Origin of the sequence: Sinosporangium album (assembly GCF_900100605.1) — a bacterium.
GTDB classification, from domain to species: domain Bacteria; phylum Actinomycetota; class Actinomycetes; order Streptosporangiales; family Streptosporangiaceae; genus Sinosporangium; species Sinosporangium album.
In genome coordinates, this window is record NZ_FNCN01000005.1 from 192,907 (window position 1) to 206,877 (window position 13,971).

Annotated in this window: 12 protein-coding genes; all 12 read left to right on the forward strand. The window is 70.0% G+C overall.

Going from position 1 to position 13,971, the window contains the following annotated elements; translation table 11 throughout:
• Positions 1 to 88 precede the first annotated feature (88 nt).
• Positions 89 to 1,027, forward strand: a complete 939-nt coding sequence (locus tag BLQ73_RS07325) for a sigma-70 family RNA polymerase sigma factor (protein ID WP_093169589.1) — start codon at positions 89 to 91, stop codon at positions 1,025 to 1,027.
• Positions 1,028 to 1,242: 215 nt separating this feature from the next.
• Positions 1,243 to 2,661: an ammonium transporter gene (locus BLQ73_RS07330; RefSeq protein ID WP_093169591.1), complete on the forward strand. Its 1,419-nt coding sequence runs from the start codon at positions 1,243 to 1,245 to the stop codon at positions 2,659 to 2,661.
• Positions 2,658 to 2,996: a P-II family nitrogen regulator gene (locus BLQ73_RS07335; protein ID WP_093169592.1), complete on the forward strand. Its 339-nt coding sequence runs from the start codon at positions 2,658 to 2,660 to the stop codon at positions 2,994 to 2,996. The genes BLQ73_RS07330 and BLQ73_RS07335 overlap by 4 nt, the downstream gene beginning before the upstream one ends.
• Positions 2,997 to 3,056: 60 nt before the next feature.
• Positions 3,057 to 5,465 (forward strand): [protein-PII] uridylyltransferase, encoded by a 2,409-nt coding sequence (locus BLQ73_RS07340; RefSeq protein WP_245690866.1) that lies wholly within the window; start codon positions 3,057 to 3,059, stop codon positions 5,463 to 5,465.
• Positions 5,466 to 5,680: 215 nt separating this feature from the next.
• On the forward strand, positions 5,681 to 9,151 hold the full coding sequence (locus BLQ73_RS07345; protein WP_176955318.1) for a sensor histidine kinase: 3,471 nt from the start codon (positions 5,681 to 5,683) through the stop codon (positions 9,149 to 9,151).
• Entirely contained in the window at positions 9,148 to 9,573 is a 426-nt protein-coding gene (locus BLQ73_RS07350) for a roadblock/LC7 domain-containing protein (protein ID WP_093169594.1), read from the forward strand. Before BLQ73_RS07345 ends, BLQ73_RS07350 begins: the two co-directional genes overlap by 4 nt.
• Before the next feature lie 21 nt (positions 9,574 to 9,594).
• Positions 9,595 to 9,957, forward strand: coding sequence for a DUF742 domain-containing protein (locus tag BLQ73_RS07355; protein WP_093169595.1), 363 nt, complete (start codon positions 9,595 to 9,597; stop codon positions 9,955 to 9,957).
• Between the two features lie 10 nt (positions 9,958 to 9,967).
• On the forward strand, positions 9,968 to 10,522 hold the full coding sequence (locus BLQ73_RS07360; RefSeq protein WP_093169689.1) for a GTP-binding protein: 555 nt from the start codon (positions 9,968 to 9,970) through the stop codon (positions 10,520 to 10,522).
• A 209-nt stretch (positions 10,523 to 10,731) separates the two neighbouring features.
• Entirely contained in the window at positions 10,732 to 11,562 is an 831-nt protein-coding gene (locus tag BLQ73_RS07365) for a phosphoribosylaminoimidazolesuccinocarboxamide synthase (RefSeq protein WP_093169596.1), read from the forward strand.
• A gap of 302 nt (positions 11,563 to 11,864) precedes the next feature.
• Positions 11,865 to 13,205, forward strand: coding sequence for an AAA family ATPase (locus BLQ73_RS07370; RefSeq protein ID WP_176955319.1), 1,341 nt, complete (start codon positions 11,865 to 11,867; stop codon positions 13,203 to 13,205).
• Positions 13,202 to 13,363, forward strand: a complete 162-nt coding sequence (locus BLQ73_RS31030) for an RloB domain-containing protein (protein ID WP_143020164.1) — start codon at positions 13,202 to 13,204, stop codon at positions 13,361 to 13,363. The genes BLQ73_RS07370 and BLQ73_RS31030 overlap by 4 nt, the downstream gene beginning before the upstream one ends.
• Positions 13,360 to 13,839, forward strand: coding sequence for an RloB family protein (locus BLQ73_RS07375; RefSeq protein WP_176955320.1), 480 nt, complete (start codon positions 13,360 to 13,362; stop codon positions 13,837 to 13,839). Before BLQ73_RS31030 ends, BLQ73_RS07375 begins: the two co-directional genes overlap by 4 nt.
• Positions 13,840 to 13,971 lie beyond the last annotated feature (132 nt).

The following is a 13,971-nucleotide window of genomic DNA, read 5'->3' on the forward strand; positions in this document are numbered from 1 at the left end:
CATGGTTCGTTCGTTGGCCCGGATTGAAAGCACAAGTTCGGGATATTGCGAAAAACGACCACAGCGGGCGGGAACGAGGTGCCAGGGGATGGCAAGGCCGACGGGGAATCGCACGCAGGAGCAGCAGGTCTCCGACCGGGATCTGCTTGGGACATACCTGGCCGAGATCGGGCGTGTTCCCTTGCTCACCGCCGAGGAGGAGGTCGAGCTCGCCAAGCGGATCGAGGCGGGTCTTTTCGCGAGCCAACTGCTGGACAGCGGGGGAAGTGAACCGCGTTTCGCCAATGCGGCGGACGAGGAGCTGGAACGCCTGGCGATCTCGGGGATGAGGGCCAAGGAGGAGTTCATCCAGGCCAACCTGCGCCTGGTGGTGGCCGTGGCCCGCAAGTATTCAGGGCGGGGGATGCCGCTGATCGACCTGGTGCAGGAGGGGAACCTGGGTCTGGTCAGGGCGGTGGAGAAGTTCGATTACCGGCGCGGCTACAAGTTCTCCACCTATGCGACATGGTGGATCCGGCAGTCCGTGGGGCGGGCCATCCACGAGCAGGCGCGCCCGGTGCGGCTGCCCACCCACGCGGGGGAGCAGATGACCCGGCTTATGCGTGTGCGCAGGGACATGCTGGCCGAGTTCGACGCCGAGCCGACCGACGCCGACCTCGCCGCGGTGCTGGACCTGCCCATCGAGCGGGTGCGCGAGCTGCGCCGCTGGGCGTCCGACCCGGTGTCGCTCCAACTCGGGGTGGGCGACGAGGACGAGACCGAGCTGGGCGACATGATCGCCGACGACACCTGGGGGGACCCCGAGCAGCAGGCCATCGACGTGCTGGAGCGCGAGCGCCTCGAAGAGTGGCTCACCGGTTTGGAGTACCAGACGCGCGACATGCTGCGCTGGCGTTACGGCCTGATCGACGGCCGGGAGCACACCCTCACCGAAGTCGGTGAGAAGTACGGCATAGGCCGCGACCGCGCCCGCCGTATCGAGCGTGACGCGCTGGCCCGGCTGCGCAAACTCGCGACGGCCGCCTGAGCCAATCGAGAAAGCGGCCCCAAGCCCTTGAAGAGGGTTTGAGGCTGCTTTTTCTTTTGTGAGTACTTCGAAACGTCAGGGAAACACCCGGTAGCCGAGTTTCACGCATGTGAAACACGTGGTGTCGAGCCCTGAAACTCCCGAAGCGGACGCTGTGGAAACCCGGTCGCGATGTTCCCGGGCTCACAACCGATGTGGAAGGAGGGCCGCCGCATATGAAGATCGATAGCGGGTCGACGGCCTGGATGCTCGTGAGCACTGCGCTCGTCCTGCTCATGACCCCCGGCCTCGCGTTCTTCTACGGGGGCATGACCCGGGCCAAGAGCGTGCTCAACATGATGATGATGTCGTTCGCCGCCATCATCACCGTCACCGCGGCCTGGGTCCTGTACGGCCACTCCCTGGCCTTCACCGACAACGGCAGCGCCGCCGCCAACATGTTCATTGGCGGCTTCGACGCCCTCGGCCTCCAGAGCCTGATCGACACCGCCACCAAGGCCGACGGCACCGGGATGCCGAGCCTGGTCTTCTCCGCGTTCCAGATGTCCTTCGCCATCATCACGGTCGCGCTGATCAGCGGCGCCGTCGCCGACAGGGCCAAATTCGGGGCATGGGTGCTGTTCACCGCGGTCTGGGTGACGGTGGTCTACATACCGGTGGCGCACTGGGTGTGGGGCAACGGGTGGCTCTTCGACCTCGGCATCATGGACTTCGCGGGCGGCACGGTGGTTCACATCAACGCCGGAGCCGCAGGTCTGGCGCTCGCGCTGGTCCTGGGAAGACGCACGGGCTGGCGCAAGGAGCCGATGCGGCCGCACAGCCTTCCGCTGGTGCTCCTCGGCGCCGCCCTGCTGTGGTTCGGATGGTTCGGCTTCAACGCCGGCTCGGAGCTGGCGGTCGACGGCACCACGGGCCTCGCGTTCATGAACACGCAGGTCGCCGCAGCGGTCGCGGCAGGCGCCTGGATCCTCGTCGAGAAGCTCAGAGACGGGCACTCCACGACCTTCGGCGTCGCCTCCGGCGTGGTCGCCGGCCTGGTCGCGATCACCCCGGCCGCGGGCTTCGTGCAGCCGTGGGCGGCCATCGTCATCGGCCTGGTCGCCGGGGCCGTGTGCTCCTACGCCGTCGGCCTGAAATACCGGCTCAACTACGACGACTCGCTCGACGTGGTCGGCGTCCACATGGTCGGCGGCCTGATCGGCGCGCTGTCGCTCGGGTTCCTGGCGGCCTACCCGGTGCTGGAGCAGCAGGGCACGGGCCTGTTCTACGGCGGGGGCATCGGCCAGCTCGGCCTGCAGGCGCTGGGCCCGGTAGCCGTCGGCGCGTACTCCTTCATCGTGACCTACCTCATCGCGAAGATCATCGACGCGGTGGCGGGCTTCCGGATCTCGACCGAGGACGAGGTCGCCGGCGTCGACGTCACCACCCACGCCGAGACGGCCTACGACCTCGGCACCATCCACACCTCGGCGGTCGGTCCGGCCTCCCGCCCGGTGGCGGCCGGGACCGGGCACACCGCTCCCGGGCAGGGGTCTCCCGGGCAGGGGTCTCCCGGGCAGGGGTCTCCCGGGCAGGGCAGCGGTCCGAACAGCAGCACGTCCGCCACGGCGGCGAACACGAAGGTGGAAGCATGAGGTTGATCACGGCCGTCATCAAGCCCTTCAAGCTCGACGAGGTCAAGGCCGCTCTGGAGCAGTTCGGGGTCAAGGGCATGACCGTCAGCGAGGCGAGCGGCTACGGCAGGCAGCGCGGCCACACCGAGGTCTACCGCGGCGCCGAGTACCAGGTCGACATGGTCCCCAAGGTGCGCGTCGAAGTGCTGGCCGAGGAGGACGACGCCGACGACGTCATCGACGTGATCGTCAAGGCCGCGCAGACGGGGAAGATCGGCGACGGCAAGGTCTGGTCGGTGCCCGTCGACACGGTCGTCCGCGTTCGCACGGGCGAGCGCGGGCCCGGAGCCCTCTGACCACAGCCCGGCCCCCGCCCGTCCACCGGCCGGGCGGGCCGCTCGAAGGGAGGCGATCGGATGATGAGAGGCGGCACCCGCTCGTTCGCGGCCGACCGCAAGGAGCGGACGGCCGAGCTCGACCGCTGGCTGACCGGGCTGTTCCGCGCCGCGTGCGCCGTGCCGTACGCCGCGACCGAGGCGATGCCGTACGCCGAGGCCGTGCCGAACGTGGCCGTACGGAACATGGCCGAAGCCGTGCCGACCGCGGCGACCGCGGAGGCCGAGGCCGTGCCGTACGCGGTGGCGGGGGGCGGGCGGCGCGCGGCCGTCCCGGGGCACGGGCGCGGCGGCGTCGCCCTCATGGCGGTGGGGAGCCTCGGGCGGGGCGAGCCCGCCCCCGGCAGCGACCTCGACCTGGTGCTGCTCCACGACGGACAGGACGGCATCGCGCGCCTCGCCGACGCCCTCTGGTATCCCGTCTGGGACTCCGGCGTCGGCCTCGACCACTCCGTGCGCACCGTCCACGAAGCCGTGAACGTGGCACAGGAGGACCTGAAGGCCGTGCTCGGCCTCATCCAGGCCCGGCACATCGCCGGCGACCCGAATCTCACCAAGGCGGTCCGCGAGGCCGTCCTGGCCGACTGGCGGGCCGACTCCCGCCGCCGCCTCGCCGAACTGCGGGAAGCCGCCGACCACCGTGCCGCCGCCGCGGGCGGGGAGCTCGCCTTCCTCCTCGAACCCGACCTCAAGGACGCCCGCGGCGGACTGCGCGACGTCCAGGCGATGCAGGCCGTCGCCGCCGCCTGGGTCGCCTCGGCCCCCGGGCCGCGCGTGCGGGAGGCGCACGAACTGCTCCTGGACGTACGGCACTGCCTGCACGTCGTCACCTCGCGCGTCACCTCGCGCGGCGCGGACCGGCTCGTCCTACAGGAGCAGGACGCTGTGGCCGAGGCGCTGGGTCTGCTCGACGCCGAGGCGCTGATGCGCCGCCTGGCGGAGGCCGGGCGGACCGTCGGCCACGCCCTGGAGGCCACCTGGCGCACCGTCGACCGCGTGCTGCACGGCCCGGTGCCGCGGGGACGCCGCCCGCTCGCCGACGGCGTCGTGGAGCACGGCGGCGAGGTCGTGCTCGCCCGCGGCGTCGACCCGCGCAAGGATCCCACGCTCGTGCTGCGGGCCGCCGCGGCGGCGGCGGAGGCCGGGCTGCCGCTGGCGCACGCGACGACCGTGCTGCTCGCGGGGGAGGCGCCGCCCCTGCCCGTGCCATGGCCCGAGCGGGCCCGCGACGCGCTGGTGGCGCTGCTGGGCGCAGGCCGCGCCGCCGTGCCGGTGTGGGAGGAGCTCGACCAGGCCGGGCTGCTGGTGAGGATCATCCCCGACTGGGAACGCGTCCGCCACCGCCCGCAGCGCAATCCCATCCACAGGTTCACGGTAGACCGGCACCTCGTCGAGACGGCGGTGGGTGCGGCGTCCTTCACGCGCGAGGTCGGCCGCCCCGACCTGCTGCTCATCGCGGCCCTCCTGCACGACATCGGCAAGGGGTGGCCCGGCGACCACTCGGCAGTCGGCGAGGTCGTCGTCCGCGACATCGGCACGCGGATGGGGCTGCCGCCCGCTGACGTGGAGACCTTGGCCGCCGTCGTGCGCCTGCATCTGCTGCTGCCCGAGACCGCGACGCGGCGCGACCTCGACGACCCGGTGACCGTGTCGCGGGTGGCCGAGGCGGTCGGCACGCGCGAGGTGCTCGACCTGCTGGCGGCGCTGGCCGTCGCCGACGGGAACGCCACGGGCCCGGCCGCCTGGAACTCGTGGAAGGCGTCGCTCGTCGCCGATCTGGTACGGCGGGTGCGTGCGGTGCTGGCGGGGGCGCCGCCCAAGCCCGCCCCGTCGCTGCCGCCGGAGGCGGCGGCGCTCGCCCGCCACGGGGGCTGTGCCGTACGTGTGAGGGGCGGAGCGGTCACCGTGGTGGCGCAGGACCGGCAGGGCCTGCTGTGGCGGGCGGCCGGGGTTCTGGCCGCGCACCGATTGCTCGTGCGGGCGGCGACGGCGGCGTCGGCGGGGGACACGGCCGTCATCGAATTCGCGGTCGCGCCCGAATATGGTTCGCCGCCCGATCCGGCGACGCTGGAGGCCGATTTGCGCCTCGCCCTCGCGGGCCGTCTCGACATCGAACGGCGCCTTGCCGCCAAGGCCCGTTACGCGCGTCCTTCACGGGTGCCTGTCGCCCCGCCGAAGGTGACTTTAGTGGATGACGCCTCGGCTACGGCAACGGTTGTGGAGGTGCGTGCTCACGACCGTCCGGGCCTATTGTGGCGAATTGGCCGGGCTTTTGGTGAAAGCGCCCTTGACGTACGGGCCGCGCGCGTGGAGACTCTGGGCGCAGAGGCGGTTGACGTCTTCTATGTGGTGGACCGAACTGGCCGTCCGATCACCAACGAGGCGCAGCGAAGCCAGATTCGTGATCAGGTTCTTACGGCACTGAGATAAAATCCCCTACGTTGTCACCTTTGTAACGATTAAGTCCGTTTCACCTGGTAGTGGCTTATGCGTCGTGACCATGTGGTCGAATGAGCCCACTTGTGAACGAGGCTTGAGGGGTAGCGAGAGCGGTGACGACGGATACATCCGAAAGTGGCCGTGCCCGACGGGATCGCTCGAGGCGATCCTCGTCGCTGCAGCGTCTGGGACCACGCTTTTGGCGCGTGAGAACGCGTCTCGCGGTGCTTATTCTCGTGCCGACCGCGGTCGGCGTGTTCCTATCGGGAGCGAGGGTCGTCAGCTCCATCGACGGGGTCAACGACCACCGGCTCGCCGGACGCGCGGCCGAACAGGCAGGCCACCTGCGCGACCTCGCCCAGGCCCTCGGGCTTGAGCGCGACGCCGCACTGTGGTGGGACAGCGCCGGGCGCACGTCGGCCCACCTCAAAGTGAGTGACAGGGCCAGGGCGGACGTCGACCGCAAACTCGAGATCGTGCACGCCGACCTCGAACTCGTCGACCACACCTACGGCGACGACGTCACCACCATGGTGAAACAGGTCTTCGGCGACCTCGACGCCCTGGAGAACCTCCGCGAGACCAGGGACCCCGCCCGATACAGCTACCTCATCAGCGACCTCCTCAAGCTTCACGAGGAGCTGGAGCGGGTCACCGACGAACCCACCCTCCTGACCGGCATGCGCGGCCTGGTCGCCCTGGCCAAGGTGAAGGAGGAGGTGTCGGTGCAGCGGGTCAACATCCTGCTCGCCGACGACCGGCCCGAGTTCATCGACGAGGGCGACGTCGAACGCTTCGTCGCCGACCGCGCGCGCCAGGCCGACCGCATCGCCGACTTCGGGCACTGGGCGGGCGTCGAGGCCGCCGACAAGCTCATGAAGGCACTGGGCGACGAAGTCGTCTACCGGGTCGACGACGTCAAGAAGCAGGTCATCCAGACCGCAAGCGTGGCGGTGGCCACCAAGGAGCCCGCGAGGAGACTGCTCGGCGGCCGAGGCGAAGTCAAAGAGTGGTTCGAGGACAACACCAAGGTGATCGGCCTGGTCTCCGGCGTGGAGAAGGAGATCGCCGCCGATCTCCAGGCGAACGCCGACGCGCTCGCCGACGACGAGCAGCGCAACGCGCTGGTCGCCGGAGCCTCCATCCTCGCCCTGCTGGTGCTGGTGCTGCTCACGACCGTCCTCATCGCGCGTTCCCTGGTCTCGCCCCTGCGCCACCTGCGCAGCGAGGCGCTGGAGATCGCCGGCTTCCGCCTGCCCGACGTGGTCCGCAACCTCCGCCTGTCGAACGACGCCAAACCTCCGGTCGTCTCCCCCATCGAGCTGTCGACCGAGGACGAGATCGCCGAGGTCGCCCAGGCGTTCGACGAGGTACACCGGCAGGCCGTACGGCTCGCGGCCGAAGAGGCCGGACTCCGCAGCAACATCAACTCGATGTTCGTCAACCTGTCGCGCCGCACCCAGACGCTGGTCGAGCGGCAGATCGCCCTCATCGACCGCCTGGAGAAGGGCGAGCAGGACGGCGGACGCCTGTCCGACCTGTTTAAGCTCGACCACCTCGCCACCCGCATGCGCCGCAACAGTGAGAACCTCCTGGTCCTCGCCGGCCACGAGCACACCCGGCGGCGCAGCCAGCCGGCCAAGCTCGTCGACGTCGTGCGCGCCTCGCTGTCGGAGGTCGAGGACTACGAGCGGGTCCAGGTCAAGGTGCACCGCGCCACCGCCGTCATCGGGTCGACCGCCAACGACATCGTCCACCTGGTCGCAGAGCTCGTCGAGAACGCCATCCAGTTCTCGCCCCGGCACACCCAGGTCCTGGTGGGAAGCAGCCTCATCGAAGGCGGCGCCGCCCTGCTGACCGTCGCCGACAGCGGCATCGGGATGACCCAGGAGGAACTCGCCGAGGCCAACCGGCGCCTGTCCGAGCCGCCGGTCGTCGACGTCTCGGTGTCGCGCCGCATGGGCCTGTTCGTGGTCGGCCGGCTGGCACTGCGCCACGGCATCCGCGTCCAGCTCCGCCCCGGCGAGGGCAGCGGCGTGGTCGCCATGGTCCTGCTGCCGGCGAGCATCGTGGTCCAGCAGGGCAAGAACGCGCCGCAGGCGCCGCTCGGCGGCCGGGCCACGGCCATGGCGTCGTCCGCCTCGCGCGAGGGGACGCGGCCCTTCGGCGGCAGCACCACGGGCCCCTTCGCCGGTGAGACGTCCGGCGCGTTCAGCCGCGACGCGGCGCAGGCGCAGCCGTACGGCGGCTCCGGGGGCTCCGGCGCCCTCGGATTCCCTTCAGGCCCCCTGGAGTACCACTCCGGACCGCAGGACATGAGCGGGCTGTCACCGGGCTCCACCTCGGGCCCGCACCGGGTCCCCGGCACCACCACCGGCCCGCAGCCGATCCTTGGCGAGGCCGCGGGCTCCACCACCACCGGCGGGCTTCCCCGGCGCTCACCGCGGCAGAAGAACGGCGACACGGGTTCCTCCGCGGTGCCGTCCACGGCCTCCGGGTCGGACTCCGGCCTCTTCTCCCGGCCCGGAACCTCCGACTCAGGCGCGTACCCCAATCCGGCGGTGTCCGACTCGGGCGGCTTCTCCCGGCACGGCGTGTCGGACTCCGGCGTGTACCCCAACCCCGCACTGTCCGACTCGGGTGCCTTCCCGATGCCCGGAACCTCCGACTCAGGTGCGTTCCCCAATCCGGCGGTGTCCGACTCGGGCGGCTTCCCGATGCCCGGGAGCTCCGACTCGGGCGCGTTCCGGCGGCCCGGCGCCTCCGACTCGGGCGGCTTCTCGCAGCCCGGCGTGTCGGACTCCGGCGTGTACCCCAACCCCGCACTGTCCGACTCGGGAACCTTTCCCACGTCGAGCGGCACCGGCGCCCACGCCCTGCCGACACACAGCGACAGCGGGCCGTTCCGCCTGGGCGGCGTGGCCGACACCGGAGGCCACCGGATTCCCGGCCCGGCCGACTCCGGGCCGTTCCGCCGTACGGCCGAGACCGGTGACACCGGCCAATCGGGCTTCTCGGCCTGGACGGCGGCGCCCGGCGGCGCCTACGACAGCCGCGCCGACAGCGTGCGCCCCGGCGCCTACTACGACAGCGACCCCGACACGGCCTCGATGCCGGCCGTCGACCTGTCGCCGATGGAGAGCGAAGGGGAGTTCCTCCCCATCTTCGCTTCCGTGGAGTCCGCGTGGTTCCGCCGCGCCGACTCGGCCGACGGCGAGGAGGCTTCCGTCGGTGTCCCGGTCTCCGCGGGGGAGGCCGGGGCCACCCGGGCCGGCGCGGTCGGCCCTGTCGGTTCCGTCGGCGGGATCGGAGGGGTCGGAGCCGCTGCGAGAAGCCCGGAAGGCCGGCCCGCGACCGCGGAGCCCGCCGACGGCCGCGGCAGCGGCGAAACGTGGGAGACCGCGGCCGACGCCGGGTGGCAGGCCGCAGCCGCGGCGAGCCGGCCCACCATGGGCGGCGTCACCGCGGCAGGGCTCCCCAAACGCACACCCAAGGCCAATCTCGTTCCCGGTACGGCGGCGCTTGGAGCGCCGACCCCCGTGCCGCAGGCGGCTCCTGTTTCGGCCGACCGCATGCGTGAGCGCATGTCAGGCTTTCAACAGGGGGTACGGCGAGGCCGCGCCGAAATACGTGAGGAGTCCGCCCACCCCCGGGCGGAGGAGGAGGAGAACTCGTGACCGTCCTGAGCCATGAGGCGCGAAGGTTCGACTGGCTGATCACGGAGTTCGTGCGTGGTACCCCCGGTGTCGCGCACGCGGTCGTCGTGTCCGCCGATGGGCTGTGCCTCGCCACCTCAGAAGGCTTCCCGCCTGACAGGGCCGACCAGTTGGCCGCCGTCTCCGCCGGACTGCTCAGCCTCACCGTGGGGGCCGCGCGGGTCTTCGAAGGCGGGCAGGTCAACCAGACGGTCGTGGAGATGCAGCGCGGCCTGATGCTGGTCATGGCGATCGGCGACGGATCCGTGCTCGCCCTCCTGGCAGCCCCCGACTGCGACATGGGGCTGGTGGCCTACCAGATGACGCTGCTGGTCGACCGGGCCGGCCAGGTCCTCACGCCCGCGCTGCGCGCGGAGCTCCAAGCGACGCGGGGCGGCCGATGAACGACATGACGGGAGTCGGCTGTGCTCGGTGACGACGGATCGGGGGACGACGAGCCTCTCTTCCGTCCTTACGCTGTAACCGGTGGCCGCTCGGAGCCGCGCTACCATCTGGCGGTGGAGACTCTGGTTTCCTCGATGTCCATCCCAGATGACGAGATGGCGCTGCTGACTCCGGAGCAGGAGGCCATAGTCATGCTATGCCGATCTTTCAGGTCGGTGGCCGAGATCTCCGCGTTGCTGAAGGTCCCGCTGGGGGTGGCCAGGGTGCTGGTGGCCGACATGGCGGACGAACACCTCGTCCGCCTCCACCAGCCTCGCCTCAGCCAGGGACATCCAGACCTCAACATGCTCGAAAGGGTGCTCAGTGGACTTCGCAGGCTCTAACCATGGCGGCCTGACGTCGACCAAGATCGTGGTCGCGGGCGGGTTCGGCGTCGGCAAGACCACGTTCGTAGGCGCGGTGTCCGAGATCCTCCCACTCACCACAGAAGCCCTGATGACCGACGCGAGCGCCGGCATCGACGACCTCGCCCACACGCCGAACAAGTCGACCACCACCGTCGCCATGGACTTCGGCCGCGTCTCCCTGGACAGAGACCTCATCCTCTACCTCTTCGGAACTCCGGGCCAGCACCGGTTCTGGTTCATGTGGGACGACATCGTCAAAGGCGCCATCGGCGCCGTCGTCCTCATCGACACCCGCCGACTGTCCGACAGCTTCCCCGCCATCGACTACTTCGAGGAGGCGCAGCTTCCCTTCGTCGTCGGCGTCAACGGGTGGGAAGGCCACTTCGTCCACCAGGAGGCCGAGGTCAGGGAGGCGCTGGCGCTCGCGCCGCACATCCCCATCGTCCGCTGCGACGCGCGCAGCCGCGAGTCGGTCAAATCAACCTTGATCACACTCGTGGAGCACGTCGTGCGCGTCCGGGCGGCACACGTCCTGCTCTGATCGGTCCGGCGGCCCCCAGGGGCCGCCGGACCACGGCCGGGCCGGGCCCTCGCCGTACGGCGTCGCCAGGCCGCACACCCGCGCATCGCCGGGCCGCGTTCGGCACGCGGGCACCCGTGGGTTAGTCTGGCCGCCGTCGCCGTCTGGAAGCGGCCGACAGGTCGGCCGGAGCCCCGGCCGGGCGATGCTCAGAGGGGACAGGGAAAACGGTGAAGCTGCTTCACTCAGGAAAGGTCCGCGACGTCTACGAGGACCGGGGCGACATCATCCTCGTCGCCTCCGACCGCGTGTCCGTCTACGACGTGATCCTGCCCACCCCCATCCCCGACAAGGGCAAGGTGCTGACCCAGCTCTCGCTCTGGTGGTTCGAGCAGCTCGCCGACATCGTGCCCAACCACGTCATCTCCGCCACCGACGTGCCCGCCGAATACGCAGGCCGCGCCATCCGCTGCCGCAAGCTGTCCATGGTGCAGGTCGAATGCATCGCCCGGGGATACCTCGCCGGGCTCGGGCTCCAGGAATACCAGGCCAAGGGGTCGGTGTCGGGCGTGGCCCTGCCGTCCGGGCTCGTCGAGGGCTCCAAGCTTCCCGAACCGGTCTTCACCCCGACCACCAAGGCCCCCCTCGGCGAACACGACGAGTTCATCACCTACGCCGACGTCGCCGCCCAGGAAGGCGACGACCTCGCCGGCGAGCTGCGCCGCCTCACCCTTGAGGTCTACACCCGCGGCGCCGAACTCGCCGCCGCGCGAGGCGTCATCATCGCCGACACCAAACTGGAGTTCGGCCGCGACGCCGACGGCCGGCTCGTCCTCGGCGACGAAGTCCTCACCTCCGACTCGTCCCGCTTCTGGCCCGCCGACCAGTGGCAGCCCGGCCGCCCCCAGTTCTCCTTCGACAAGCAGTTCGTCCGCGACTGGGCCGCCGGCACCGGCTGGGACAAGAAGGCCCCCGCCCCCGACGTGCCCGAGCACGTCGTCGAAGCCACCCGCGCGCGCTACATCGAAGCCTACGAACGCATCACCGGCCGCACCTTCTAAAACACCCCCACCGCCCCCGCCTCACCCGTTGACGTCGTCCACGGGGCTGTACGGCTCCCGTCTGCGGCATGAAAGGGCTGTACGGCTCCGCCGGCCGGGCCCCCACCGCCTCACACCCCGCCGCCCGTCACCGGCCGCCCCTCGGGCCCGCCGCCCTCCCACCGCTACGCCGAGAGCTCGGTCCCGGCTCCGGCGCGGAGCTCGTGCGCGGGCACGGCGGAGCCCTATCGGCTTCAAGATTGAATAAAGCCCTTCGCATGCCTTGAGCTGAAAATTGAAGGCTTCCTGCAATAATGGGCCTCATGGAGATGGTCGGCTCGGACTCAGTACTTCTGGCGTTCCGCGCTGAGAACACGCGCTCATTTCGGGAACAGCTGGAGTTCTCGCTCGAGGCCACGGCCTTGGCCGAGTCTGACGTGCTCCGCGAGGTCCCATGGCGGGCGGGCGGGCATCCGCTGAGGGTGCTCCCAGCGGCCGGGCTGTTCGGAGCCAACGCCTCAGGCAAGACCAACCTCCTCAAAGCCATGAACGACCTGCGCAGTCATGTGCTGCATTCGTTTCGAGCCGGTGGGCCTTCCCGGCGTATCCCACGCAGCCCCTACAGGCTCGACGGTGCCGCGGATCGCCCGACACGCCTTGAGGTCGATCTGATCCTCAACGGCATTCGCCATGAATACGGCGTCGTCCTTGACGACCACAGGGTGATCGAGGAATGGGCCTACCGCTATCCGCGCGGCCGCGCGGCGCTTCTCTTCAGGCGGCACGACGACGATATCGAGTTGGGAAGCGCTAACCGTGTCAAGGCGCGTGCGTCTGCCGAGGTAATGCGCTCGAACTCCCTCTACCTGTCGGCGGCCGCGGCGGCCGGCCACCCCGACCTCCTTCCGATCCACGAGTGGTTCGAGGCGAACCTCCTCTTCGCTGAAGCATCCAGCCGGGCCCACAGATGGGCCTTCACCGCGCAACTACTCCACCACCCCGACACCCGCGGGCTGGTGCTTCCCCTCATCCGCGCCGCAGACCTCGGAATCACCGATGTCAAAGCCCGGCCGCTCGACCCCCAGACAGTCGAACGTCTACGCAGGGTCGTCGAAATCCTCAGCGGCCAGGACGAAGATCCAGATGGTGCGGTGCCCGAGATAAAGATCACCGAATTGGGCATCGCGCTGAGTCACCGCGGGGAAGGTGACGACGTCGACTTCGACGTCGAAGACGAGTCCCTCGGCACATTGGTCTGGCTGGGACTCATCGGGCCCGTGGTGGACGTCCTGAGGCGGGGAGCGGTCCTGCTGGCCGACGAACTCGAAGCGAGCCTCCATCCTGCTCTGGTCACACAGATGATCCGACTATTTCAAGATCCCGATACCAACCCCGGCAACGCCCAACTGATCTTCAGCTCCCACGACGTCCCCCTGCTCGGCGGAGCCGACGGCGACCGTGTGCTCGGGCGTGACCAGATATGGTTCACCGAGAAACTCCCCGACGGGAGCACCCGTCTCTATCCGCTCTCCGACCTCTCCCCGCGAAAGGAAGAGGCCATCGGCCGGAGATACCTGACCGGCCGCTACGGAGCCGCCCCGATCGTGAGCCGTGAGGAGTTCAGCGAAGCCGCCAAAGCCATCGCCGAAGGAAGGCGCGGATGACGCGCAGATTGCGCGGCCCGCGGTCGCACACGCCCTCCGCTGTGGTCCGGCGCAGATCCCTGCTCGTCTTCACCGAGGGTGAGAAAACCGAGACCATCTACATCCAGCACTGGCACCGGCGTCACCGCGACCGTGTCATCGTGACCGTGTCATCGTGACCGTTGACGACTTTCACGGAGCTCCGCTCAGCCTCGTCCAGCAGGCACGCGACCGCAAGAAAGCCGATGTGCGCGACCAGAGACGGGGCCGCGGCGCCGCCTACGACGAGTATTGGTGCGTCTTCGACATAGACGAACACCCGAACCTCGGACAGGCGATGGAACTCGCCGTTGCCCACGACATCAACCTCGCCGTCTCGAACCCGTGCCTGGAACTGTGGTTCCTGCTCCATCGCCAGGAGCAGTGGGCCTCCCTTGACCGCCGTGAGGCACAGCGCCAGGTGCGCGAGCTCCTAGGCTTCGCGAAAGTCCCCTCGCAGGCGGCGCTCGAAAGCCTCACGGAAAGACATGACCAGGCCATGAAACGAGCGCAAGCGTTGGACGGCAAGCACGCGGGTGACGGTTCCCCTTCGAGAGCCAACCCGAGCACGGACGTCTGGCGTCTTATCGAGCGAATTCGAGCCACCCCGCCATGACGTGCTCCCGGCGTCGAGCACGACCGGTACACGCGAGACACGCCACCACGCGGCCATCGCGTTGAGAAGCCCTGTACGGCTCCCGCTCACCGGCCCCCACCGCCTTACACCCCCACCGCCCGTCACCGGCCG

What these genes read in the sequence shown, in the direction of transcription:
- BLQ73_RS07325 (WP_093169589.1), top strand. Translation starts at nt 89, where the DNA reads ATGGCAAGGCCGACGGGGAATCGCACGCAGGAGCAGCAGGTCTCCGAC.
- BLQ73_RS07330 (WP_093169591.1), top strand. Translation starts at nt 1,243, where the DNA reads ATGAAGATCGATAGCGGGTCGACGGCCTGGATGCTCGTGAGCACTGCG.
- BLQ73_RS07335 (WP_093169592.1), top strand. Translation starts at nt 2,658, where the DNA reads ATGAGGTTGATCACGGCCGTCATCAAGCCCTTCAAGCTCGACGAGGTC.
- BLQ73_RS07340 (WP_245690866.1), top strand. Translation starts at nt 3,057, where the DNA reads ATGATGAGAGGCGGCACCCGCTCGTTCGCGGCCGACCGCAAGGAGCGG.
- BLQ73_RS07370 (WP_176955319.1), top strand. Translation starts at nt 11,865, where the DNA reads ATGGAGATGGTCGGCTCGGACTCAGTACTTCTGGCGTTCCGCGCTGAG.
- BLQ73_RS31030 (WP_143020164.1), top strand. Translation starts at nt 13,202, where the DNA reads ATGACGCGCAGATTGCGCGGCCCGCGGTCGCACACGCCCTCCGCTGTG.